This is a genomic window from Leptothoe spongobia TAU-MAC 1115 (assembly GCF_018739885.1).
Taxonomy (GTDB): Bacteria; Cyanobacteriota; Cyanobacteriia; order Phormidesmidales; family Phormidesmidaceae; genus Leptothoe; species Leptothoe spongobia.
Window position 1 is genome coordinate 66,966 of record NZ_JADOES010000013.1, and the last position, 24,994, is coordinate 91,959.

Consider the following 24,994-nt stretch of genomic DNA (forward strand, 5'->3'; position numbering starts at 1 on the left):
ACAAGGGAAAGGATAGAATACTATTTAGTCCTCTTGTCTCCTCAATTTCATATGGTGAGCTACCTAGATTTTGCTCTGTTTGCTCTGTTAGGTATCGGTGCTGGCACCATGGCCGGTATGCTTGGCATTGGCGGTGGCATGATCATTGTCCCTGGGTTGTTTTACCTATTTTCATTAATGGATTTGCCTAGCTATAGTTTGATGCATCTAGCAGCAGGCAGTGCCATGTGTATTATGATTTTTACCTCGGCATCGTCTACGTTTTCCCATCATTTGCGAGGCGATGTTCAATGGGGAATTTTTGGCCGCATTATTGCAGCAATTGGTGTTGGGGTAATACTAGGTAACTTACTCTCTAATCATCTAGATACTCATTGGTTAGAGATTATCTTTGGTGCATTTCTCTTAGTAGTTTCTATCAAAATTTTGCTTGACTGGAAGCCTGCTTTTGAAGAAACGACTATGCCCCCCATATGGGTTTTTGCCCTTGTCGGTACCTTAATCGGTTTTAAATCAGGGATTTTAGGTATTGGTGGTGGAGCTATCAGCGTACCGTTTTTGCTTTACTGCGGTTTGCCCATGAGTAAAGCGAGTGGTACATCAGCATCGTTTACGTTGCCGATAGCGATTGTTGGCACAGTATCATTCTTACTATTTTCTAGCGGGTACACTAATATTTCCTGGGCAACGGGTTATATCTATTGGCCTGCCGTAGCTTTAGTCGCTCCATTCACTGTAATTGGAGCGCCGATTGGCACTAAGTTATCGCATATTATTTCACCTCAGCAACTTAGACGTATTTTTGGATTGCTGCTAGTGGTAATTGGGTTAAGGATGTTTGGTGGTGGACTACAGCTTTTGGCTTGAGTTTGGTTTCTAAACTACGTCCAAGTTGAAACCTGTAGTTTCTCCTAAGGTACAACGACCGTCCTGGACGTGGACAAGGTTTAATACAGTTGATTTAAAGTTTACTTCTGACTACGGGCAGACTATTTAAAGTAAGTGACATACCCTTTTAAGGGTATGTCTAAATCTTGTGTTAGTGTCTTTTGAGGGTTGACAAGTTCAACGAATATCGTTGAATTAAGATTATTTTATCCATTATTAATTACTATAAAATAAATAGGTAGCTGATATGAAAACTGTTGATAATTCAATCAGGAACAGTATAAAAAACAGCTATATTATTTGTTCCACAGGCCGTTCAGGAAGTACTTTGTTTTGTCGAACTCTAGGTACTATAGAGGTTGCGGGAAACCCTAGAGAACACTTCCACCCACGTCTTTTGAGTGAGCGAGCTATTAGTGTAGATAATCCAGAGTATTTTTACGATTACTACTGCAAAGTTATCGAAGAAAACTCTTCTGAAGAAGGTGTTTTTGGAGTCAAAATGCACTGGGATCAGTTACAAGATTTTCTGGTTATCTGTCGTTCTTGTATAGAAGAACTAAAAAGTGCTTCAAATTTAGAAGTTATAAACTATATGTTTCCTAATACAAAATTTATTTATATTAGGAGGGGAGATATTCTTAAGCAAGCTATATCTACCGAGGTTGCCTATCAAACTGGTACATGGACAGTGCCTAAACAGAATGCTGATGTGGCCCGCTATTCTAAACCCCAAAAAACAAGGATACTTCTGTTTAATCCCCTAGGAATCTATAGATATAAGTGGGGTCTACAGAAAATGAATAATCAATGGAAAAGCTTTTTCGAAGAGAATTCCATTGGATTTTATGAGGTTGTATATGAAGAATTGGTTGCATCTTTTGATAAAAGTATTCACGATGTACTTGATTTTTTAGGTATTAAAACAGACTCTCAGACTTTTGATATTCCAACTAAGAAACTATCTAATCAAGTTAATAAGAGATGGTATTTTTACTATCGTGCTATTCCTGAATCTTTAATTAAGAATTACTCAAACTTCAGAGTTTCAGTTAGACATGCTCTGATGAAAAAATATCAAGATAGCTAATGTGCTAGACATAATAAAAATCAGGTTGAGGTAATAAAAACTACTACCTCGACCTGATTTTTGTATAGCCTTTGCAGAGAGTCTAAATCTTGTACGGAGTCATTTGACCTGGAGTCTTAGAATCTCTAATGCTCTGCTTTAGCCACGATCTTGGCTTTGAGTCGTTCTGGCACCGTACTTAAGTGGTCGTATTGCCAGCTAAAGAAGCCAACACCCATACTTAGGGAGCGTAATTCCAGGATCAAAGTCTGCATTTCAGCAACGGGTAATTGGGCCGATACCTCATCCCAACCGGGCCAGTTGGCTTTGTTGTCATAGCCCATGACCTGACCACGACGACCGCTGATCAAGGTGAGGACGTTTGATGTGAAACGGTTTGGAACCGATACAGATAGAGATGCGATGGGCTCTAACAGGGTGGGTTTACACTCGGGTAAACCGGTTTGCATGGCTATGCGCGCGGCCTGTTTAAAGGCTTGGTCTGAGCTATCCACATGGTGGTAGGACCCGTTTTTTAGAGTGACCGACACATCGACTACGGGAAAGCCCAAGGGACCTTGCTTAAGGAATTCTCGTACGCCAGTTTCGACACTGGGGATATATTGCCTGGGGACTACGCCACCGACGATTTTCTGATCAAACTTAAACCCTTCACCTCTGGGTAATGGCTGAATATCGATGTAAATATCACCAAATTGACCATGACCGCCAGTTTGGTGCTTATAGCGTCCGCGAATGTCTTCCTTGGCATGGCGGATGGTTTCTTTGTAAGGCACCTGGGGCGTGTGAGTGGTCATGGGCAAGTTGTACTTGCGACTGAGCAAGTCCATGGCAATTTTTAGATGGACATCCCCTTGTCCCCATAGAATAACTTCGTGGGTGTCTCCGTGTTGTTGCCAGTGCAAGGCGGGGTCTTCATCTACTAGCTTGTTGAGAGCTCCGCTGAGTTTAACTTCGTCATCCCGTTTTTCGGGCGCAATGGCTAAGGAGTAAACGGCTGGCAGGATATCTGCTGTGGGTAGGTTTTCAGCTGTTTCTACGGTGCTGAGGGTGTCGCCGGTTTTGGCATGTTCTAAGCGTGCGATCGCAACCACACTGCCTGCCTCTGCTGCGCTCAGGGCCTGTTGCTGACTCCCCAGCAATGAATACAAACCACCCATGCGGTCAACACCGAGGCTCGCACCATCCTTCAATGTGCCGCGCCACAATCTTGCTAGGGACAGCTTTCCACCTTGGGGACTGTAATAGGTTTTGAGCACCTGGATTAAAGGTTCACTAGAGCTGAGATCAATGCCGCGTCGTTCAGCGGTGACCTGAGGGTCAGGTGTTTCACGCACTAAGGCATCTAGCAGTGGCCGGACACCATAGTCTTTGGAAGCCACACCGACAAAGACCGGTACTACCAGATCTGCGCCCAGTTCCATCTTTAGATCCTGGATGATTTCGTCTTGTGGTGGATCGATTTCTTCCAGCAGTTCCTCTAGTAAGTGATCGTCAAAATCAGCCAGGGTTTCTAACATTTCTGTACGGGCTGCTTTTTCCTCTTCGGCGAGTTCCATGGGCAGCGGTACAGGGTCGGCAGCAGCACCAGCATGATAGTGATAGGCTTGCTCGCTAACTAAATCGATGAATCCAATCAAGTCTTCACTGACACCAATTGGGTACTGATGGGGGACTAGGGGACGACTTGATACTGACTTAAGCGCATCTAGTACCTCAGCAAACGAGGCACTGGCGCGATCCATTTTGTTGAGGTAGACAACGTGGGGAATTTCCCACTTATCCAGGAAATGTAATAAAGGTGATACGGTGAGCACTCGACTCGGATCAGGCTCGCACACCACAATGGCTGCATCTACTCCCATCAATACATGGAGCGGTTCTTGGAGTAGCTCAATGGAGCCTGGGCAGTCAAGGAATGTAAAACGAATGCCGCCGTACTCAGTACAGGCGGCATTCGTTTCCACGGTCATTTGGCGATTGCGGGCTTCAGGCGTATGGTCCCCAACTGTATTACCCTCAGGAATCGATCCTTTACGAGAAATGGTATCGGTGACCGAAAGCAGACTCTCAAGCAGGGTGGTTTTACCACTTGAGTATGGGCCTACAATCGCCACGTTTCGTGAACGAGAGACAGCGGCTTTTGCCATAGGTTTACCCCTTTTTCTAAAGAGAAGAATAATTGGCCAAATTCAGATTGGGTTGTTAGGTCGTAGGGCGTCTGAATTTGTGGGTTAGGGGAAACTACATCTCAACGGGCATTAAGGGCGAAATCTCAGGTTAAGAAGTTATGACCCCTTGGGTATATGGCCAGCCTAGCGCTCCTATAAGCCTCTAATAACAAGGGGTTTGAAAAAATTCACTAGGTTAAGAAGAGTAAGGGGTTTTAAAGTTTTGAGTGTTGAATGTTGAGTTTTGAGTTGAGCTTAGAAATTGCCCAATTGGTTTTATATCTGGTGGAAATTGGCTAAAATTTCCCATTGCTGTGCTGTGCTGTGCTTTCAGATATGTCGTGTTGCCGATGCCAGTTGGAGTTACTAAAAAACTAAGCCAAGGAATAACCAAGTCGCGTTAAGGTTTTGCCAGCAGATTGATGCCAAAGGTCGATATGTTCTTGGGATAATGTAGTTTTCCAATTATTGATACTTCCTTTATTGACATGCTGCCCAGCACCTTTATTCTTAATATTTTCAATATTGCATGACTCTACAATTTGACTTATTTCTATTGGCGTAATTGCTAAATCAATAAAGTTACAGATTTGATTGAGCTGAGTTCCTGGATCTTGTCGAAGTTCCTCATATTTGACCGAGTAAATACGCTCTGAAAAGGCTGGATCTAGGGAGATTTTTTCACTTAAAGCAATGCATCTTTCCCATTGGGAAATGATAGTTCTGGTATCGTAATCGGCCCATCGCTTTTTTTTAGCCCTTGCCTGTAAAGACGCGCAAACAGCACGGCCATCGCGCACTACATTGATGATCTTTGCTTCGGGGAAATTTTTTAAGATCACATCGGCATATTTGATGTGGAATGGGGTTTTTTCCAGGAGAAACTGTGATGGCTGACCACCTGTCTGTTCAAAAAAATAGTGATCTAGGATGAGGCGGATCAGGTGTTGGGCATTCTCTAAGTCGGAGCCTGGGTTTTGTCTGACTTGATGGATTAAGGTTTTAAGTTGTTGATAGTTAATTAGATGATGCAATCCAATATTGTTGCTTCTTTGATGAATTTGATAATTCTTTAAGATACTCTTCCACACATCTGAAGAGGTTGCTCCAAATAATAAAGCAGTGACCCCGAAATGTCTTGCAAAGTGTGGCCAACGTTGCCAACGTCGCTGTGCATTGAGTTTAGTGATATAGGTAAATGGTTCATAGATTAGACGATAAATATGACTTTCATTTTTTACAGGAATCATATTTTCATGTCTGGAAATCATTCTCTTCAGCCAGCTAGTGCCTGAACGAGGACAGCCGACAATAAAGATCTTTTTGTAAGCAATATTGGAACTCATATAGGTACTGCTATCTCAAGGGATCTGAGGCTGTAGTCTCGATGATTTAGAATCGGATATCTGATGGGGATTGAGACTATCTGATTTCTATGTGTAACGTTCCCTGAGAGCGAAGTAACTAAACATGATAAAAGCTAGTTCTATTGGCGAAAATACTCCAATAGAACTAGCTTTTTGATGATTTTTAGGGAATAGAGAATATACCCAAAAAACTCTATTTAGTTTGATGACTTTGTGAGTGTAATTGGTTACCTATTGGCTGAAATGGATCGCTACTTCCAGTTGTTATTCACGCCGATTAGGTTGCCAAACAGCATGATAAAACCGCTAATCAAAATGATGATGGCGAGTAATGCAAAAATGCCATCGTAAACGGCGAGGTCTTCCATGGGAGACAATTTTTCATTTTTTTCTACTTCTATAGTTTAGAGGTTGGCGTGGCGTTGAGAGCACGCTGACCGTCAAATTTGTCGATGATGATATCGCTGTAGCGGGTTGAGATCGCACCCACTGACAGCAAGCAAACCTCCAACTCGGTTGGATCCATATGTTCACCACCCAAAATACGATTGGCAAAAAACACAGTGCCAGCTTCATCAGTCTGAAATGCGCCAAATCGCATCTTTCGATTTTCATCCAATAAAAAACGCAGCAGCGCTAGCTCGGGACCACAGCCAACAGCAACGCAACTACTGGCCCGTACAATGGCCAATTCCATATTTGGGTAAGGATGTGTCTCCCAGGGCAGTACCCGCAGCTCAATCAATGTAGTGTTTTGATATATCAAGTCAAAGTAAGGCTTTTCCTGATTGGCCTGTACGGTTTGTTTGAACGGACTGCTATTTAGATAGCCTTGCAGCCGTTCATAGGTCAGTTCTTGGGCACTATTGGTGAATTGCATAAAAAATTGAACGTCACATGATGAACATGTCGGCACTGACTTCTGTTAGTGCTTCTTGAGTTTTATGTTGAACGAAATCATTGGGGGTGCTATCTGATTCCAGGCGACCGTCTACCAGGTTGATAATCCGGTCGGCCACATCCAGAATCCGATTGTCGTGGGTGACCATTAGGACAGTGCATCCTTCTTGCCTCGATAGATTATGCAAATAGGTCACCACGTCCCGACCTGACTTTTTATCCAGGGCGGCTGTGGGTTCATCGGCCAAGATGAGTTTGGGATGGTTGACTAGAGCACGGGCGATGGCCACGCGCTGTTTTTGTCCACCGGAGAGAGATTTTGGTTTGTAGTCTACTCGGTCGGCTAGCCCTAGGGCGCTGAGCATGGTGACTGACTGCTCTCGCTTCGAGGCGAATTTTCCGGTTAGTTCCACGGCCATTTCCACATTTTGGCTGGCGGTTAAGGACTCAAACAAGTTGTGAGCCTGAAAGATAAAGCCGATATTGCGACGAACATTGACCAAGGCGCGATCGCCTAGACCGACTAGTTCTTTGCCAAGGACGCGTAAGCTGCCATCTTGCAGACGTCGGAGGGCTCCGGCTAGGGTGAGGAGAGTGGTTTTTCCCGAGCCGGAGGGGCCGGTGAGAATTACGATCTGGCCCTTGGGCAGTTCTAGAGAAATATCGAATAGGACCTGTTTGCTCAGATCGCCCACTCCAAAAAAATAGTTGAGATGTTGGATCTGCACCGCTAGGTCATCCCTGGACGAATCTAAGGTGGATTGTGGCTGAGTTTTAAACATGTTCCTAACCTAGCTCAACACCTACTCTTAACTATTCAAGTTAACTATTCAATGCACATTCAAAATACGTCTGCTGGGTCAGTGGTTTGGACTTTGCGGACTGCGATCGCACCTGACACCAAGCACATAATGAAGGTGGCGACTAGCAGATTTATGATCCGCTCCAGTGTCATTTGAAAAAATAACCCCGTTGCATTACCTGCTGCGGTGTACAGTAACTGACTCACCAAAACACCAGGAATAAATCCTAACACTGACAAAATAAAGGCTTCCTGCATCACTACGCCCAGCAGATAGCCATTTTTATACCCCATGGCTTTGAGGGTGGCGTATTCAGCCCAGTGGTCTGCCACATCAGTGTAGAGAATCTGATAGACCAAAATAATTCCGACAAAAAAGCCCATGCTAGTGAGCAGTGAAAACACAAAGCCGATGTTAGTATTCTCCTGCCAGTATTTGCGCTCGCGAATCACAAAGCCATTCTCCCCATCGCGGGCCATGACCAAAACATCATTGGGCAGATGCTCCTGCAAGGTTTTGACCATGCGTTCCACATTCGTTCCAGGGGCAAGTTTCACCACACCTACATCGACTGTGGCGAAACTACGTTTGTCTTCTTCCGGACCTCGATCTGCAAAGTAGCGTAGAAAGTTCTGATCACTCATCAATAGGTTGCCATTACCCGAGGCAAAGTCAGTGCCTATGGTGAAGGTGCCGACTAAACGAATGTATCGGTCTGCCAGTTCACTAATCACGCCCGCTTCTACCGGTCCTACCTCAACACGAGATTTGGTATCCATTAGGGCCGTTTCCGGTAGCTTGAGTGCCTGGCGATGGGTTTCAATTTCAGGAATATTGAGTACTGGCTCGTCAGGATTGATCGCGATGACTCTGACAACACGAGACTTACGATTTTCTGGATTTTTCCAGTTCACTTCGCTGATATACATGGCATAAGCATCCTGCACTCCTTCAAACGCGCGTGCCTGGTATAGGCGTCTGCGAGCGAAGGCACGGGGTACGAACATGTTGGTGCGCAACCGATTGACGATAATCACCTCACCGTTAAACCGGTTGAGCAACTGCAGCTGACTGTCATAGAGGGCATTCATAAACCCGTTAAACATAAACATCAGCAGCACCGCAAAGCCTACGCCAGCTAAGGACGTGGCAAAGCGGCGACGGTCGTGGGTGAGATTAAGCCAGGCTAAGGGGATGCGTTTAATCATGAGTTCCCCCTAAAAGATTTCGGCTGGGTCAGCAGTGACGGCCTTTCTCACAGAAATGAGACCCGATAGACTGCACATCAGCAGTGTCAGACCCAGAACAAAGATGACACGCCCCCCGTTCATGGCCACAGGTAGGGTACCTGCGGTTGCAGTGGCAGTGAGATGATACAGTCCAAGAGCTGCTGCTAGGCCAGGAATGTAGCCCAGCACTGCTAAGAAAATGGCTTCCTGTAGGACAATCTTGAACAAATACTGGGAGCGATAGCCCATGGCTTTCATCGTGGCGTACTCGGGCAGATGATCGCGAATGTCGGTGAACAAGATTTGATAGACGATTACGGCTCCAACGATAAAGGAGACCACCACACCCATACTGAAGATAAAGCCGATGGAGGTGGATTCTAACCAGTAGGCAGAGTCATGCTCGATGATGCCTGCTTTGGTGTAGACGTTCACATCAGCGGGCAACAATGCTCGCATCGTTGCGGCTACTTTTTCAGGGGATACTCCGAGTTTGAGTTTCACTAGGCCGACATTGATCAGACTGAGGGGCCGAGGCTCCAGGTATCTAATAAAATTTTGGTCGCTCATAATTAGCGTGCCGTCGGCGGCAAAGCCACCCCCGAGAAAATAGGTGCCACCGATCGTGATGCGGCGGCGATCCGCTTCTGTAGTCGTGCCAATTTCTTGGGGACCAAACTCTGGACGTGATAACCGGTCGATGAAAGCAGTATCGGGACGACTGAGAATGCGGCGGGCTTCAGTGCCCTGTAGCTCCGGCATCAGAAATACTGGGTCATTGGGATTGATGCCATAGACAAAAATGCCTCGACTCACTCCTGTTTCTGGATTGCGCCATAGTAGATATTCGCTGTAGAGCGGCATGATGCGTTCGACGCCATCTACCCCGGCTACCTGATAAATGCGCTCCCGTGGAAAGGCAGTGGAGGTGCTGATCTCTAAGGTCTCTGGGGAAATCAAGAACAGCTCGGCGTTGAACTGTTCGTAGAAGTTGGTGGCCGTGGAAATCAGGGCTCCCATAAAGCCGAGGTTCATGAAAATGAGGACGACGGCAAAGGATACGCCTGCGATCGCAACTATCAGCCGTGTGCGCTCATGCATCAAGTTGGACCAGGCCACCGATACCCTAGCCATGACTAGCTCTCCCCAGACTTGATATCGATCAGCACATCTACCTGGAGATTGGTCAGCATTGCCACGGCCTCATCCTGATCCACGGCGATGCGCACCTCCACAATGCGAGCATCGGCATTTGCCGCTGGGTCATCATCTAGCACGTCATTCTTGAAAATCTGTAGCCCGATAGTTTCTACGGTGCCGCTGAGAGAGCCTTGAAAGGCTCCATTTCGGCTGGTGATAGTAGCGTTTTGCCCGATATTAACCAGACCGACATCAGTTTCATAGACCTCGGCTACCACGTACATTTCATTTGTGTTACCCAGGGACATGAGCCGATTGTTGGATACGGCTTCCCCTGGCCGCACATAGATATCCAAAATTTGTCCCGTTGAGGGGGCTTTGATAACCGTGCGATTGAGTCTCGCTTCTGCCAAAGCCAAGTTTTGCTGAGCTGACGTTACACCAGTTTCCACAGCGGCTAGTTGTAAATCTGCTTTGGCCATCGAAACCTGGGCTGCGGCATTTTCTAGATCGGTGCTTCGGGCCAGCTCCAGCTGTTTCTTCGTTGCGATTGCGTTAGCAATGTTACTGATGAGCTCGTCTACTTCTGTTTGTTGACGGTCAAATTCCTGCTGAGTAATGGCTCCCTGGGCCAACAAGTTTTCAAATCGCGCTAGATCAATTTTTGCTAGAGACAAGCGGGCTTCTAGGCTACGAATTTCGGCAGATTGAGCTTCAATTGCTTGAATCTGAGGCTGATCGATTTGCCCCGCTTTTGTAGTGGCTTCGGCAATGCGAGCTTCCCCAAGACTGCGTTCAGCTGCTAATGTTTGTTGAGCTTCTGCCAATTGACTAGCTGCATAATCACGCTCAGCTTTACGGATATCGTACATGTCTAGTTCAGCCAGTATCTGTCCAGCCTCTACCTGAGAGCCTTCTTCTATGAGGATTCTAGACAAGACACCCGTTTCGGCTGCAGCAATATCGATCACTTCGCTTTTGGGTTCAATCCGTCCCAGGGCGGCCACATCCACCCGTTCTGGTGGTGGCTTGGCTGCCTCTTCAATGGCTGCCTGGCGTGACTGTTGAATGGATCGTAAAGCGAGTAATGATGCACTGCCTGCCAGTAAAAGCAGTGCTATCCCAATCCAAAAACTAGTCTTTCTAAAAGGGCGTTGAGCAGACTGGGTCACCATACGGAGCGCTTGTTCCTCTGTGGTGTAAGTATGTTAGAGCAAACGTCACAAACTACCCTATTTATTTTAGTTCGTCTGTAGAGAATGATGGGTAAGCACTACGTCACTAATCCTTAATTAAATTCATCAACGTAATTTCCCAAACTAGTCGCGGTTGCACGTAGCGGAGTAGCTGTTTGCGGGCGAGTTCTAACTGCTCCATGCCATGAATGTGGCCTTGCTGCCAGAGATTTTGCTGTAGATAGTCTAAGAGCCAAAGTTGTGATTCTGGTTCTAAGGTTTGCACAATCTGACGGGCAAGCTCTAAGGCACTGCGTAGATTAGAAATGGGTTGGCTAATTTGCTGCAGGAGTTCTGGGGGGATGGTTTGTAGCTGTTGCCAACTTGCGATCGCACTTCCCGGACTTCCCTGGGCCAAACCCAGGACTTCCAAATGATTTAAAACGTCTTGATGCCCTATCTGGATCAGTACTTGGGCCAAATCGGTTGGCCCTAATCGCCGGAAAGGAATTGTCTGGCATCGAGAAATCAATGTGGGTAATAGGGCCTGTTGATCAGGGGCAATTAGGACCAGAGTAGCTTGCCCAGGCTCTTCTAATGTTTTCAACAGACCATTGGCCGCAGCTTCAGCAATGAGTTCAGCAGATTCGATCACGACAACGGATCGGTCAGATTCCAGTGGTGGCCGTCCTAAAAAGCGAGCGATATCTCGAATCTGCTCTAAACGCACCTGGGGCCGTCCTCGGCGTTTGAGGCCAGCTGCCTGAGCTTCGACTACAGTGAGTAGCCTGCCTTGGTGTAGATAGGTGGGCTCAACCCATAACAAATCAGGGTGGTTGCGAGTTTGAATGCGTCGTTTAAGATTAGCGGGTGATTCATCCGAGCCCTTCAGGAGCATCGTGGCAAAGGCTGTTGCCACTAGACTACGACCCACCCCAGCCGGGCCTACAAATAGATAACCAGGCGCAATGCGCTGTCTGATCACAGCTTGTACTAGCAGATCAATAGCTTGAGTCTGTCCAATAATATGAACAAAATTTTGGACTAGTTGCTGTTTATCGATTGAAACTGAAGACACTCTAGATGCCATACCATTGTTGCAAATAGCCAGAAATGATGGCTTGAATCTGTTCCGCTATGGTCGTTTGGTCCAGGCTACCATCCACTATAATGAAGCGCTCCTTATCCTGCTTAGCTTGAGCGACGAACCCTTCATGGACTCGTCGATGAAATTCGATGCCTGCCTGCTCAATGCGGTCGGTTTCCCCCCGAGTGGTTATTCGTTTTAGGCCCTGGGCTACATCCAACTTTAACCATAGGGTGAGATCACTGGCGAGACCTCCTGTGGCAATAGTGTTCAGGGTTTCGATCAGGTTTCGGTCAAGCTGTCGGCCATAGCCTTGGTATGCGACTGTGGAGGCGGTGTAGCGATCGCAAAGGACCAAATGTCCCGTTTTGAGAGCTGGCATCAAGATTCGTTCTACATGATGAGCACGATCAGCAGCATAGAGCAATAACTCGGATGTGCTGGTTAGATTCTCAGTATCCGTCGATGGCTGGAGCAAAACCTGTCTGATCTTTTGGCCAATGCTAGTGCCTCCAGGCTGCCGGGTAACGATGACACCGCTTGGATAATCAGATAGTCTACTTTTGACCAGAGTTTGCTCTAACCATTGGCGCAGATATCCGATTTGCGTGGTTTTACCACTCCCTTCAATCCCTTCAAAGACAATGAGTTTACCCCGCATGTGTTCCTCAGTAGCTCTAAGCTTGCTAACTGCTTGGCCTATGCTATCTCAGTGAGTAAACATCAAGAGTTTTCGAAAATTAGTTTCAAATAAAGTAGCGTCAATATCTACAGACAAGCTTAAAGATCAAATGCTTCTTACATGAATATGGTTTAGGAAGGTATTATTGACATGAAACTCAATGGCCGTTCATCGACTTAACCTATATTTATCCTGAAAAACCTACTGTTCCCTAGAAGGGTAAAAGCGGATGTAAATTTATAGCTAGATTTCCTGGGATACTTAAGTCTAGATAGAAAATTGTAAATTCCCAGCGTATTGTTTAGGCTGAATTAACCGCTTCACCCCGATCAACACTGTAGATTTTGAGATTGTGCAGTAGCTCTAGAATTTTCTATGGCCCGGTATACCAACCTTTTTGTAAGCATTCTTCCTGCTAATAACCTTCGAGAATCATTACCAGATGTTCTCCAGTCCTGCGGGCTTCACTTGGTTTATCAAGATGGGGACTATATGATGGCTAAGGAACGTCCTGGTATTGTTTCCTATAGTCAGTTAGCCACAGTCGAAGTTTTGATTGGCTCTACTGATGAAACTGAGTTGGTGACTCGAGATCCTGCCGCTACGGTGAATCTTGTCGTTAAGAACGAAGAGTTACCCCTGAAGACGAATAATCATTGCCATAAGGTTTTTCAATTGGTTAACCAAGCAATTGAAAAAAAAGCTAGCTAACTAGTTCTAAGAGCTAGGCTTGCAGGCTGAGAACGAAATTAATTTATAGGAACTCATCTAGATAGAGTGTTGAAGGCTTTGTAGATTCTAATTTGCCTTAAATTTCCTGTCTTTTGGTTCTGTAGAGTCAGCTTGCTACGTAAGTAAAGCCCTAGAACATGGCTTCCTGGGATTAAGCTTAGCCTTCCTCGTCTTCGTCAATCATGTTGGGGCTGATTAACGTGATATCAAATTCATCGGGTGGCACAGTGGATGTTGTGTCCCGCTTCAGCTGGTAGTAAATTGCTCTGGCTTGAGGACCAAAGACAATTTCGTCTTCATTCTTTAAATCATGGGCCTGTAACTTGCGGCCATTAATTAGCATGCCATTGGCACTGGGTTTACCCTTGAGGTTGCCATCAACAATACGATAGTAATAGCTTTCATCGTCTCTAGGTAGCTGAACCAACGTGGCGTGGTGTCTAGAAACAAACTGAGATGCGAGGCGAATATCACACTTCGCATCGCGACCAACGGAATAGACCGAGCTATCGAGGACAATTTCTCGTCGACCTTGGCTATCTTCGACGATAAGAATACTACTTAGATGAGAACCTGAAGCCATGCTAACCGTGAAATGATGAATTTTAGAGAAAAATCAGGCCGTCAATAATTTCGCTACTGTCAATATTCTGTCAGTATTCAAGGCCTTCAGGATTTTCTCTTGGTATTCAGCTTTATGCAATGGGGTTGCCACATTTTTATAAGTGCCTTTTTTACGTCTTTTGGTAAAGGATGTAAGCTAATCTAGCAGCAAAATCTAGCTACCAAACCAACCTCAGTAAAGGCATAGGAGCCAATATAGCATTCCCGCTCCAATACTGGAACATGACAGTATATTGCTCCATGGAAGAAAAAGTCATCGTGGTTCCATGGGATTTGCGGTAGTTATCGATACCTCAGCATTAAAAAAATGCCGTTTTGCTAAGGGCAGCAAAACGGCGTCGAATTGATATTGATTTCTAGCTACTGTATAGCCAACGTTTAATTAAGCTACGGTGGCTGCTACGCCAGCAACTGAGCTGGTAAGACGCTCATAGGTAGCTCGCATTTTGAGCCCTACAAGTACTTGGAACAGACCTGTCCCATTATTGGAACCAGGATACTCCTCATGCTTTAGCAATAGCTCGGTCATTTCGCCGTAGCTACGCGTAGATATGTTGCTGAGGTGCTCTTCGACGTAGATCAGTTCTTCTAACTTCTCAAACTGACCGTCAATTTCTAGAATTGAAACCTCATTACCCATGTAGGTATCTGGGCCATAAGCCATGCGAATACCTGGATAGGAGCAAGTTAGTTTACGACCGCAGGGTACCCAGTTAATAGTGGAGCCCTCATCGAACAGGTAGGCAGGCTCGAGGCCCTCAACACCTTCTTTCTGAATCATCTGCACTCGCAGAATCTTGCGGTCTGTGTCGTCTTTGATGAGGTTAGTCGGTAGAACCTGCAGAACGACATCAGCATACTGCTTTTGAATGTCAATATAAGCTTCGAAATCAGGCTTACGAGCTTGAATGGAAGCAAGGACATCTTCGTAAGTGTGGCCCCGTTCCGCCATATCGCGCTGGATTTTCCAGGCAATTTTGACTTCGTCACTAATATCGAGATAAACGCTGAAATCAAGTAGTTCACGTACTCGCTCATCGTACAGAGGGTGTAGACCCTCAATAACGATGACGTGGTTTGGATTGATTCGTTCGGGCGGATCAATTAAACCAGTTTCGTGGTTATAAATTGGCTTATCAATAGGAGTACCTGATTTCAGAGTTTTAATTTGCTCATACATCAGGTCAAAATTGTTTGCCTTAGGGTTGAGGGCCGTCACCCCAGCTACTTTGCGTTGCTTACGATCCAGACTGTGATAGTCATCTAAACAGATGACTGTCATGAATTCTTCGCCAAAAAGATCGCTGAGGCGCTTCAAAAATGTAGATTTTCCACATCCTGAATCACCGGCAACACCAATTAGAACCACGCGGTCGGGCTGACTGGTCATGGAGTCCTCTTATGAAAACAGTTAACAAATTATTTGAAACCAATCAACGAGCCTATGAACCCCGGCTCAGTTGGGTATCAGAGTGGGTTTTGAACGTTGCAAAAGTTTAAAAAGATCCTATCAGAATCTGTAGCCTTTTGAAAGATTGGGTTAACGGCCTCCTTCTCTGGGTGGGTGAGGTAAAGATATCTAGAGAAAACAGGTGTGCTCATCTGTAATACTTGATAGCCTGATAAAAGCTTGGGCAAAGGAAAATAGTAGTCCTACCTAAATTCGGGATACGGCTTTAGTTTTCGAAAAAGACCTTGATGAACAATTGCACCTAAGTAATTTGCTGTTGGGAGCCATACTGTTTGCTAGGCTAATTGCTTAAGTCTTTGATGTCGTCTCAGCCGATGTTTTGGCAGTGGTGATTTTGATTTATCCTGCAAAGCTCATTTAAACAACCAACGTTTTCTACTTATTTAATATGGCTGTTTCTAAAGCAACTATTTCTGACGCCACCGAGAAGGATAGTGTCCTACGTCGTGAAATTTTAGGATCTCGCCGTTGGAGCAATTACTGGTGGGCTATGGTAACGACCATGGGGGGAACTGGCTTTTTGCTGGCAGGGATTTCTAGTTATACAGGGATTAACCTTTTGCCATTTGCTGATCCGACCCAGCTAATTTTTATCCCCCAGGGAGTGGTGATGTGTTTTTATGGCACAGCGGCGCTATTGCTATCGCTCTATCTTTGGTTGATCTGTGCTTGGAATGTTGGTGGTGGCTACAACCAATTTGACAAGGCGGCTAAGGAAGCTCAAATCTTTCGCTGGGGATTTCCAGGGAAAAATCGAAAGATTGACTTTAGGTATCCGTTGGATACTATTACGGCGATCCGTGTGGAGCTTCGAGAGGGGCTCAATCCTAAGCGTGCGCTTTATCTGAAGGTAAAGGGTAAGGGGGATATTCCGCTGACTCGTGTGGGGCAGCCAATGTCGTTAGCGGCTGTTGAGAATCAAGGTGCTGAACTGGCTAAATTTTTGCAGGTTCCCCTAGAAGGTCTGTAGCAAGAGTTACAAATTTGGTCGATTCCATCCCTCTTGAAAAGGCATGTTGCCTGTGACAAGATATGGTGCCTTTAAACTAACGAAGGAATTAATCATGGTTTTGGGTTTCCGCATCAGATGGGCCATTGGTTTGGTCGCCGCATTGTTTATGGTGAGTTGTACAGCTGGGTCGACTGAACCATCGGAGTCTGTGACTACACCAGCAGAACCTGTTGCATCGCCCGAAGAGCTGACTGTATCACCCATACCAGAAGGGTTAGCCAGGCTTGAGGGCACTGCCACTGTCGAGTTGGTGGTAAATGGAGAGCGCGTCGTCGTAGAAGTCGATGGCACCCAAGCTCCGATTACAGCTGGTAATTTTGTGGATTTAGTGGAGCGTGGTGTCTATGACGGCACAGTGTTTCACCGAGTGGTCCGTGAGCCTCAGCCCTTTGTGGTGCAGGGAGGGGATCCCCAGAGTACAGATCCTTCCGTTCCTGTGCAGCAGCTAGGTACAGGTGGCTTTGTGGATCCAGATACTCAGGAAAAACGGTTGATTCCCCTAGAAATTACCCCCGCAGGGGCAGAACAGCCGCTCTATAGTCAGACTTTTGAAGCTGCGGGTGAGACAGCTAAGCCGGCTATGCCTCATACCCATGGTGCCGTGGCGATGGCTCGGTCTCAGTTTCCTGATTCGGCGTCGGCCCAGTTTTACTTTGCGCTGGCGGATTTACCCTTTTTGGATGGTAGCTATGCGGTCTTTGGCTATGTGACCGAAGGTCTGGATGTGGTGGATGCCATTCAGCAGGGGGATGTCATTGAATCGGCTGTGGTTACTCAAGGTTTGGATGGTTTGGTGACCGAGTAGTAGTTTTGGGGTAGTTCTGGCAATTCTTGCTTGAACTTAGTGTTACTTGAACTTGCTTAATGGTTGATGTTGTGGTGACCGGTGTCGGTTTGTGGACGGCCTTAGGGGAAACGGCACAGACAACTTGGTCAAAACTGATAGCTGGAGAAAGTGCGATCGCACTCCGTCAACCATTTTTGCCGATTCCCCCTGTACCCTTGGCGATGACGGGTAAGCTGCCGGCTGATCCAGACTCGCTTTTAATGACGACAGTCAAGGCGGCCCTCGCCGATGCAGGGTTGACACTGCCTTTAGAGCGCTGTGGTGTGGTGATAGGCTCTAGCCGTAGTTATCTAAACCGTTGGGAAGCGATGATGGCTCGGGGAGAAACATCCCTAGAGCCCTGGCTAGCGGCATTGCCCTGTGGTTTGTCTGGGCAGATAGCGCAGTTAATTGGCAGTCAAGGTCCAGTGCTGGCACCGATGGCGGCCTGTGCTACTGGACTGTGGGCCCTGTTCCAAGGCTATATGCTGCTGCAGACGGAGCAATGTGAGCGCGTGCTCGTTGGGGCCGTGGATGCACCGATTACACCGCTGACGCTAACGGGATTTCGTCGGATGAAGGCGATGGCTACAGAGGGGTGCTATCCGTTTGATTGCGATCGCAATGGCTTAGTTTTAGGAGAGGGGGCAGCGGCCGTCGTCCTAGAAGCCAGGGCGGTGATTGCAGACAAGACTACCTATGGTCAAATTCTGGACTTTGGCCTGAGTAATGATGCTTATCACATCAGCTCCTCGCGACAGGATGGCACCTTAACCGTTGCCCAGCAATGTCTGCAGCGCAGTGGGCTGCAGGCGAGTGACATTGACTATATCCATACCCATGGCACAGGCACTCGTCTCAATGATGCCAATGAAGCCTATATGATTCAGCGGCTTTGCCCTGCAGCAGCAGTTAGCTCCACGAAGGGTTCCACGGGACATACTTTAGGCGCAGCCGGTCTGATCGGTGTCGTTTTTAGTCTGTTGGGGCTAAAATATCAAGCATTACCCCCTTGTGTAGGGCTACAACGGCCTGAGTTTGACCTTAATTTTGTCTATCCTCATTGTCGTCGTTCAACCCCTGTTAAACATCTGCTGTGTAGTAGTTTTGGGTTTGGTGGGCAGAATGCTGTTGTAGCCATCACCCATGCTTAAGCTGAACAGGTAGGTAGATGTGTGGGCCATTGGCATTGTTCCCTAATTGAAGGGCTACCCATGTCCTAGCCAATGGGACAGAGATAAACCACGTCCAAGTTGAAACCTGTAGTTTCTCCCACGGTAAAACGACCGTCCTGGACGTGGACAAGGTTTATATCAATTGCGGAAGGCATATAATCCTCCCCCTGGTTAGCGGATTAGAACGCTAAACTGATTGTGTTGATGGTCGGTACTTGTCAAGGTTTTGAACGTTTGCCAAGCACGTAACTTTTCAGAGAGCAATCTGTGGATTAAGTGCAGCATTGTCTATTTGCTGGGCTCACCGAGGGTTTCTGCCCGAAATGTTTAGCCTGACATAGTACTAATTATCTCTAGCCTAATTTTTAATTGTCTGCCCTTTTTGTATGAATAACCCTATCCGCCCCTCATCCAATGCAGCCCCCTTGAGCCGTCGTGCTACTCGTACCCTGGCAACTGGATGGTTTTTGCTGCAAAGTTTGCTGGCCGTGCCGCTAATTTCACCTCAGGCTGCGGTTGCCCAGGCAGAAGGGACAGAGGAAACAGAAATTACCTATGGCCAGCTGATCAAGAAGCTTGATAGCGGTGAAGTGCAGCGGGTTGAGCTAGATAATCTGCGGGGGGTGGCCAATGTCCGGATCAAGGGAGATGACGATCAAGCACCGCTCCATCCAGTCACTCTATTTTCAAACGACGTCTACAATCAGCGCTTATTACAAAAGCTGCGCAGCAGCGGAGTGGAATACGAAGTTTTAGAGCGTTCAGATAACAGTGCCCTGACTGGATTGGCGGTTAATGCGCTGCTCGCGCTAATTGTTGTCTTCGCGCTGCTGATGATTTTACGGCGTTCGGCTAACTCTGCCAGCGGTGCCATGAATTTTGGCCGTTCCCGAGCTCGGTTTCAAATGGAAGCCAAAACGGGAGTGATGTTTGACGATGTGGCTGGTATTGAAGAAGCTAAGGAAGAACTGCAGGAAGTGGTTACCTTTCTCAAGAATCCTGAGAAATTTACGGCTATTGGAGCTCGTATTCCCAAGGGAGTTTTATTGGTAGGGCAGCCGGGTACAGGAAAAACGCTTCTGGCCAAAGCCATTGCCGGTGAAGCAGGGGTGCCGTTCTTTAGCATTTCAGGCTCTGAGTTTGTCGAAATGTTTGTGGGAGTAGGGGCTTCTCGCGTTCGTGATCTATTCAAAAAGGCCAAAGAGAACTCTCCCTGCATCGTGTTTATTGATGAGATTGATGCTGTGGGGCGTCAGCGTGGGGCCGGCATTGGCGGTGGCAATGATGAACGGGAACAGACCCTAAACCAGTTGCTAACGGAGATGGATGGCTTTGAGGGGAATAGCGGCATTATTGTGATTGCGGCTACCAATCGACCTGATGTTTTGGATGCGGCTTTGTTACGACCAGGCAGATTTGATCGACAAATTACTGTTGACCTACCCGGTTACAAAGGCCGTTTAGGTATCCTCGATGTCCATGCTCGGGATAAGAAAATAGCCGATGATGTCAATCTTGATGCGATCGCTCGGCGGACTCCAGGATTTTCTGGTGCTCAGCTTGCTAATCTGCTTAATGAGGCCGCCATCTTAACTGCACGTCGTCGCAAAGACTCCGTCACCATGACGGAAATTGACGATGCGATCGATCGTCTAACCATTGGCCTCACATTGACCCCTCTACTGGATAGTAAGAAGAAGCGGCTGATTGCTTATCATGAAGTGGGTCATGCTTTGGTGAGCACTATGCTGAAGCACTCGGATCCTTTGGCCAAGGTGACAATTATTCCTCGCTCCGGTGGCGTGGGCGGTTTTGCCAGTTATCTTCCTAAAGAAGATCGAGTCGATGACGGTTTGATTTCTTATGCAGAACTAATTGACCGGATCACCATGGCCTTGGGGGGGCGTGCAGCTGAAGAGATTGTCTTTGGTTCTGATGAGGTGACCCAGGGAGCGGCGAATGACATTCAGCAGGTGACTAATATTGCTCGCCAGATGATTACTCGCTTTGGTATGTCAGAACTGGGTGCGTTTGCTATGGAATCTCCCAGCAGTGCCATCTTCTTAGGGCGTAGCGACCTGATGCAGCGTTCGGAGTATTCAGAAGAGATGGCAGCGAAAATTGATCAGCGTGTGCGGGGGATTGCTATAACGGCCTATGAGCAAGCGCGCGCTATGCTGAAGAGCAATCGCTCCCTGCTCGATCGGTTGGTTGACCGACTGGTAGAAAAAGAAACCATTGATGGTGAAGAGTTTCGCGGTATTGTCAGCGAATATATAGATATCCCCTCGGTTGATAAAAAATAATAGGTCAACAGTCTAGACAGACAAGTTCACTATAACTATATGACCCTTGCCGTAATCAAGGGTCATATAGTTATGGCTGCCCCCAATACTCCTCCTCCTTCATCAGAAGATTTGGAATTTTTCCCTATTGGAGAGGCTCACCATCTAGAAGCTCAATACTGCCGGAGGAACGTAGACATTCCAAACGCCAGCGTTGTCCAGAAACGCGGCCGGGTAAAAATCCTGAAATAGTCAGATGGTTTTCACCGCGGTCGGTTTTAACTTTAACTAGTAGGTCGTTTTTGCTTTGACTTACGATGAGGGCCTCTATTTCGAACTCGCCTTCACGATTCCAAGGAAGTTCGTACTGAGACTCTGGCTCTTGAGCACGAACAACAGCGCGAGTGTTTTCAGCTTCAGACATTGGAGCAGTCATAGGTAGTTGGGAGGTTGTCGAACAGGGGTACAGCTGTAATGTACCCAGCCACTCGCAAAGATGGCTTTAGGTAGACGATAACATCTTGGATGGTCAATAGCTTGTGCTGTAGATCATAAAGCCTACAAAGAAATGGAACTCAAGCTTAGAGAGAATGTTCCGTAGCGAATTTTATCTATCTAATCGCTTGCTGATCGTCATACATAGCCCGTAAGACCATTGCAGGATCAACCCAACTGCTTTCAAATTTTAAACCCCAGTGTAGGTGTGGCCCGGTCGTCCTTCCAGTCATGCCTACGCGGCCAATAGGTTGGCCAGTGCCGATATTGGCTCCTACTCGAATGCGAATATTCCCATCTGGGTCAACCATCACACGTCTGCCACCTTCGTGGGTGACGTAGCCCTGCATGTGACAGTAGATGTGCTGCCAATCGCCTGATTCAATCACAACTGATGTGCCACAGGCACTGTCATCTGAAATTTCGACTACCTGACCTTCCCACCAATTGCGGATATAGCTGCCTAAGGGAGCTGCGATATCTAAACCGTAGTGAAATTGTTCGCCGCCATAGGGAGATTGACGGTAGCCAAAGGGAGACGTATAGGCTTGAAAATTTTCCACTGGAAATGAGGCGAAGCTCCAGGGACTTGTGGCTCTGGCTAACTCGACTTCGGCGGCTTTGGCCGATCGCCGCTGCGCAGGGAGTACCAGGCCAGTGATTGTCCATAGGGACAGACCACCGAGCAATAGGAATCGAGCATATAGAGCCGGGCGACGACGACGCAGTGTGCGTCGCAAACTGCGCTTGAGGTAACTCGTAAAAGTCTGGGTAAACCCTTTGAGAGAAATGGATTTAGCAGAGCGGGGCTTCATATTATCTAGAAAACCTAGAAAGATGGGTGATTTAAAGTTTTCCCAGGTGTTTAGCAACGATCAGGTAAAAGGAGGCAAATTGAGTTGGTTCAAGACTCAGTTTCAGCGGATGGATTCCCTAATGTGTGCTTTAGCTAAACGGGCCAATGGGCTATCGTTTAGCAACTGGTTGCGACATGCCCGCTAATGTACATCAATTTCTCTAAATTGCATACAGCTTATCTAAAGTAAATACAACATTTATTTTTTTAGTGAATGTAATAAAAGGGGTATGAGCAGAGCAAATGTATGGGCAGAGCCGAACCACTATGTTCCAGTTTTATCGGGTTTTGCAGGAGGACGATGATGAATAAACAGTTGCAGGATCCGGCTGAATGGTATCAACAGGGGATTGCATTTGATCAGCAGGGACAGTCTCAAAATGCGATCGCATGTTATAGCAAGGCCATAGAATTGCGAGCTGATTATTACGAAGCCTGGGTGCGTCGCGGTCTGGTACTGATGCTATTGGAAGATTTTCAGCCTGCGATCGCAAACTTCAATCAAGCTGTCGCGTTCAAGATGGATTTGGACCTGGCCTGGTATCTCAAAGCCTATTGCCATGCCAAAATGCAGGCGGATGATTTTGCGCTGCTGGCATTACAAAAAGCAATTGCTCTTAACCCTGAGCAATGGATTGAAATGGCAGGTAAAGAGTCGGCCTTTAATCAGTTAAAAGGCGACCCACGGTTTCAAGAATTAGTGGCCGAATAGGGGTTTGGAACGGTGCAGGCAACAGCTTCGATTCATACGGATTTATTTTTTGTCGGTGGGGGGCATACCCATGCCATTGTGTTGCGCAAAATTGGCATGGAGGGGTTGCCAACGGGGGTACGTCTAACGCTGATTACCAATTTAGTAGATACGCCCTATTCTGGGATGCTACCTTGCCATATTTCAGGACTGTATGACTTTGATCAGTCCCACATTGATCTGCGACCTTTGACCCGGTTTGCTAACTGCCGATTGATTATGGATGAGGTGGTAGATATCGATGCGGATCAACAGATAATCCACTGTCGACAGCATCCACCGATGAAGTATGATGCGCTGTCGATTGATATTGGCAGTACACCTGGTACCGTATCGGTTCCTGGTGCTAAGGACCATGCAATTCCAGCCAAGCCAGTGCCGAATTTATTGCAGGCCTGGCATCGCTATTTGACAGAACTAGAAGGAGCAAAATCGGCCACCATTGGGATTGTGGGCGGTGGTGTGGGCGGTGTGGAGTTGGCCCTCAATATGCAGGTGCGCTTACAGCAGATTGTGAGACAGGCGGATGTCCACGTATTTCATCGGGGAGCGAGGTTGGCAACGGGGCGCAGTCGAGCTACCCAGCGACAACTGGCTAAGATTTTTCGCGATCGCAAGATCCACACCCATTTATCAGAATCAGTCTGTGCTCTAGAGCGAACGTCCGCAAACACGGTTCATGTGCACTGTGAGTCTGGATTAAAAGTGGCATGCGATATCGTTTTTTGGGTGACCAATGCCAGTGCGGCTCCGTGGATTTCCCGGACTGGACTTGCAACGGACAAAACCGGCTTTATTTTGGTGGAAGATACTCTACAGACAATTTCCCACAAAAATGTGTTTGCCGTGGGCGATGTGGCCACCATGGTCAACCATCCCCGACCTAAGGCTGGAGTCTTTGCTGTACGTCAGGGTCCCCCGCTCTATAAAAATCTACAGCGTTATCTATCGGGGGATTCACTAAAGCCCTTTAAACCCCAGCGTCAGTTTCTAAACATTATCGACCTGGGTACTGGTGGGGCCATTGCTTCTAGGGGACAATGGTCAGCCGAATCGATTTGGTTCCGACGTTGGAAACATCAAATTGACGGCAAATTTATGGCGCTGTTTGATCAGTTTCCGGCCATGGAGAATGGAGGTGATAACGCCTCAGGTAAGCAGCAAAATATCCCCCACTGTGCTGGATGTGGTTCAAAAGTAGGTAGCTCTGTGCTAAGTCGAGCTTTGACCCGAGCCAGGGCAGACTTTCCCGAAATGAACCACTGGCCAAATCCTGTGAAGGTGGGACTAGAGGACCCTGATGATGCCGCCGTTGTGTCAATCCCGATGGGCAAGCTAGTGGTCCAGACAGTGGACCAGTTCCGCGCGATCGTGGATGACCCCTATGTGTTCGCCCAGATCTGTGTAAACCACTGTTTAAGCGATCTGTTTGCCATGGGAGCCACCCCCCAAACCGTGCTGGCCATGGCAACATTACCCTACGGAGAGGATGTTATCCAAACCGAAACCCTTTATCAATTAATGGCAGGAACCTATCAGGCCTTAGCTGCCTCCCACACCTGGCTGGTAGGTGGGCACACCACGGAAGGTCCAGAGCTCTCCATGGGATTTGCCTGTAATGGTTGGGTAGCGGCTGATGAGATTTTGACCAAACGAAACTTAAGCCCTGGCCTCGGGTTGATTTTGACAAAGTCCCTGGGCACCGGGGTCCTGTTTGCTGCCGATATGCAGCGCTCGGCAAAAGGTCGCTGGATCGATACTGCTGTCAGTAGTATGGTGCAGTCAAATCAGGCGGCCGCTCATTGCTTACGTGACCATGGTGTTGTGGCATGTACAGATATTACTGGCTTTGGTCTATTGCGGCATCTCTATGAAATGCTGTCGCCGGGGCTAGGGATGGACCTGAATCTAGAAGCGCTACCAGTGCTGCCGGGGGTGAGGGATTGTTTTGAAGCGGGATATCTCAGCTCTCTGCACAAACGTAATCAGCAGATCGAACGCCATCTAAACAACCCCCAGCCCCATCAGGTTAACTATCCTCTTTTGTTTGATCCGCAAACGTCGGGAGGATTACTGGCTGCTATTCCCCAAGAAAATGTGAGTGCCTGTTTAATGGCCCTACGGCAAAAGGGATATGTTCATAGTCGTTATATTGGCGATGTTGTCTCTGCTATAGAGGGGCAAGCGCCTTTTACAATCAGAAGGTGAGACTCTTTTGTGGATGTCCACTTATGT

General features: G+C 47.3%; 23 protein-coding genes. 10 read left to right on the forward strand and 13 right to left on the reverse strand.

Translation table 11 applies throughout. The features are described 5' to 3' along the window. Positions 1-51: 51 nt before the first annotated feature. Together IXB50_RS09065 and IXB50_RS09070 are read left to right on the forward strand one after the other, a co-directional pair. Complete coding sequence (locus IXB50_RS09065; RefSeq protein ID WP_215608638.1) at positions 52-867, forward strand: sulfite exporter TauE/SafE family protein; 816 nt, start codon at positions 52-54, stop codon at positions 865-867. Positions 868-1,135: 268 nt separating this feature from the next. Then, positions 1,136-1,978 (forward strand): Stf0 family sulfotransferase, encoded by an 843-nt coding sequence (locus tag IXB50_RS09070; RefSeq protein ID WP_215608639.1) that lies wholly within the window; start codon positions 1,136-1,138, stop codon positions 1,976-1,978. Between the two features lie 125 nt (positions 1,979-2,103). Here the strand turns inward: IXB50_RS09070 and IXB50_RS09075 are convergent, their stop codons facing one another. From IXB50_RS09075 to tmk, 9 genes are all read right to left on the reverse strand, one after another. Beyond that, a complete protein-coding gene (locus tag IXB50_RS09075; protein ID WP_215608640.1) occupies positions 2,104-4,128 on the reverse strand; it encodes an elongation factor G in 2,025 nt (674 codons plus the stop codon). 395 nt (positions 4,129-4,523) lie between these two features. Continuing rightward, positions 4,524-5,495 (reverse strand): sulfotransferase family protein, encoded by a 972-nt coding sequence (locus tag IXB50_RS09080; RefSeq protein WP_215608641.1) that lies wholly within the window; start codon positions 5,493-5,495, stop codon positions 4,524-4,526. Positions 5,496-5,913: 418 nt separating this feature from the next. Then, complete coding sequence (locus IXB50_RS09085) at positions 5,914-6,396, reverse strand: type III secretion system chaperone family protein (RefSeq protein WP_215608642.1); 483 nt, start codon at positions 6,394-6,396, stop codon at positions 5,914-5,916. 13 nt (positions 6,397-6,409) lie between these two features. Next, positions 6,410-7,198, reverse strand: coding sequence for an ATP-binding cassette domain-containing protein (locus tag IXB50_RS09090; RefSeq protein WP_215608643.1), 789 nt, complete (start codon positions 7,196-7,198; stop codon positions 6,410-6,412). Between the two features lie 59 nt (positions 7,199-7,257). Continuing rightward, entirely contained in the window at positions 7,258-8,427 is a 1,170-nt protein-coding gene (gene devC, locus IXB50_RS09095) for an ABC transporter permease DevC (RefSeq protein ID WP_215608644.1), read from the reverse strand. 9 nt (positions 8,428-8,436) lie between these two features. Beyond that, the gene (devC, locus tag IXB50_RS09100) at positions 8,437-9,582 is read right to left on the reverse strand and encodes an ABC transporter permease DevC (protein ID WP_215608645.1); all 1,146 of its coding nucleotides are present in this window, start codon (positions 9,580-9,582) and stop codon (positions 8,437-8,439) included. Positions 9,583-9,584: 2 nt separating this feature from the next. Further along, entirely contained in the window at positions 9,585-10,763 is a 1,179-nt protein-coding gene (locus IXB50_RS09105) for an efflux RND transporter periplasmic adaptor subunit (RefSeq protein ID WP_215608646.1), read from the reverse strand. 106 nt (positions 10,764-10,869) lie between these two features. Continuing rightward, the gene (locus tag IXB50_RS09110) at positions 10,870-11,853 is read right to left on the reverse strand and encodes a DNA polymerase III subunit delta' (protein ID WP_215608647.1); all 984 of its coding nucleotides are present in this window, start codon (positions 11,851-11,853) and stop codon (positions 10,870-10,872) included. Continuing rightward, positions 11,843-12,511, reverse strand: a complete 669-nt coding sequence (tmk, locus tag IXB50_RS09115; protein WP_215608648.1) for a dTMP kinase — start codon at positions 12,509-12,511, stop codon at positions 11,843-11,845. Before tmk ends, IXB50_RS09110 begins: the two co-directional genes overlap by 11 nt. Before the next feature lie 396 nt (positions 12,512-12,907). Here tmk and IXB50_RS09120 point away from each other — a divergent pair, with 396 nt between their 5' ends. Continuing rightward, positions 12,908-13,243, forward strand: a complete 336-nt coding sequence (locus IXB50_RS09120) for a hypothetical protein (protein WP_215608649.1) — start codon at positions 12,908-12,910, stop codon at positions 13,241-13,243. Positions 13,244-13,421: 178 nt separating this feature from the next. Here the strand turns inward: IXB50_RS09120 and IXB50_RS09125 are convergent, their stop codons facing one another. After that, on the reverse strand, positions 13,422-13,847 hold the full coding sequence (locus IXB50_RS09125) for an FHA domain-containing protein (RefSeq protein ID WP_193994004.1): 426 nt from the start codon (positions 13,845-13,847) through the stop codon (positions 13,422-13,424). A 423-nt stretch (positions 13,848-14,270) separates the two neighbouring features. After that, a complete protein-coding gene (locus tag IXB50_RS09130; RefSeq protein WP_215608650.1) occupies positions 14,271-15,278 on the reverse strand; it encodes a phosphoribulokinase in 1,008 nt (335 codons plus the stop codon). A 469-nt stretch (positions 15,279-15,747) separates the two neighbouring features. Between IXB50_RS09130 and IXB50_RS09135 the strand changes: the two genes are divergently transcribed. The 4 genes from IXB50_RS09135 to ftsH all read left to right on the forward strand — a co-directional run bounded on the left by IXB50_RS09135 (position 15,748) and on the right by ftsH (position 20,678). Further along, positions 15,748-16,329, forward strand: coding sequence for a photosystem I assembly protein Ycf4 (locus IXB50_RS09135; RefSeq protein WP_215608651.1), 582 nt, complete (start codon positions 15,748-15,750; stop codon positions 16,327-16,329). A gap of 94 nt (positions 16,330-16,423) precedes the next feature. Further along, positions 16,424-17,176 carry a peptidylprolyl isomerase gene (locus IXB50_RS09140; protein WP_215608652.1) on the forward strand — a complete coding sequence of 251 codons (753 nt, stop codon included), beginning with the start codon at positions 16,424-16,426 and terminating at the stop codon, positions 17,174-17,176. A gap of 59 nt (positions 17,177-17,235) precedes the next feature. Further along, a complete protein-coding gene (locus IXB50_RS09145) occupies positions 17,236-18,351 on the forward strand; it encodes a beta-ketoacyl-ACP synthase (RefSeq protein ID WP_215608653.1) in 1,116 nt (371 codons plus the stop codon). 407 nt (positions 18,352-18,758) lie between these two features. Then, positions 18,759-20,678, forward strand: a complete 1,920-nt coding sequence (gene ftsH / locus IXB50_RS09150) for an ATP-dependent zinc metalloprotease FtsH (protein ID WP_215608654.1) — start codon at positions 18,759-18,761, stop codon at positions 20,676-20,678. Between the two features lie 124 nt (positions 20,679-20,802). Here ftsH and IXB50_RS09155 read toward each other — a convergent pair whose 3' ends face one another. After that, on the reverse strand, positions 20,803-21,093 hold the full coding sequence (locus IXB50_RS09155; protein WP_215608655.1) for a hypothetical protein: 291 nt from the start codon (positions 21,091-21,093) through the stop codon (positions 20,803-20,805). 175 nt (positions 21,094-21,268) lie between these two features. Next, positions 21,269-21,967 (reverse strand): M23 family metallopeptidase, encoded by a 699-nt coding sequence (locus IXB50_RS09160; protein ID WP_215608656.1) that lies wholly within the window; start codon positions 21,965-21,967, stop codon positions 21,269-21,271. 22 nt (positions 21,968-21,989) lie between these two features. On the opposite strand from IXB50_RS09160, the gene IXB50_RS09165 reads away from it, so the two are divergent. The 3 genes from IXB50_RS09165 (at position 21,990) to selD (ending at position 24,967) form a co-directional block, all read left to right on the forward strand. Next, a complete protein-coding gene (locus IXB50_RS09165) occupies positions 21,990-22,154 on the forward strand; it encodes a hypothetical protein (RefSeq protein ID WP_215608657.1) in 165 nt (54 codons plus the stop codon). A 155-nt stretch (positions 22,155-22,309) separates the two neighbouring features. Then, entirely contained in the window at positions 22,310-22,720 is a 411-nt protein-coding gene (locus IXB50_RS09170; protein ID WP_215608658.1) for a TPR end-of-group domain-containing protein, read from the forward strand. A 12-nt stretch (positions 22,721-22,732) separates the two neighbouring features. Continuing rightward, a complete protein-coding gene (gene selD, locus IXB50_RS22615) occupies positions 22,733-24,967 on the forward strand; it encodes a selenide, water dikinase SelD (protein ID WP_215608659.1) in 2,235 nt (744 codons plus the stop codon). The last annotated feature ends 27 nt before the right edge of the window (positions 24,968-24,994 follow it).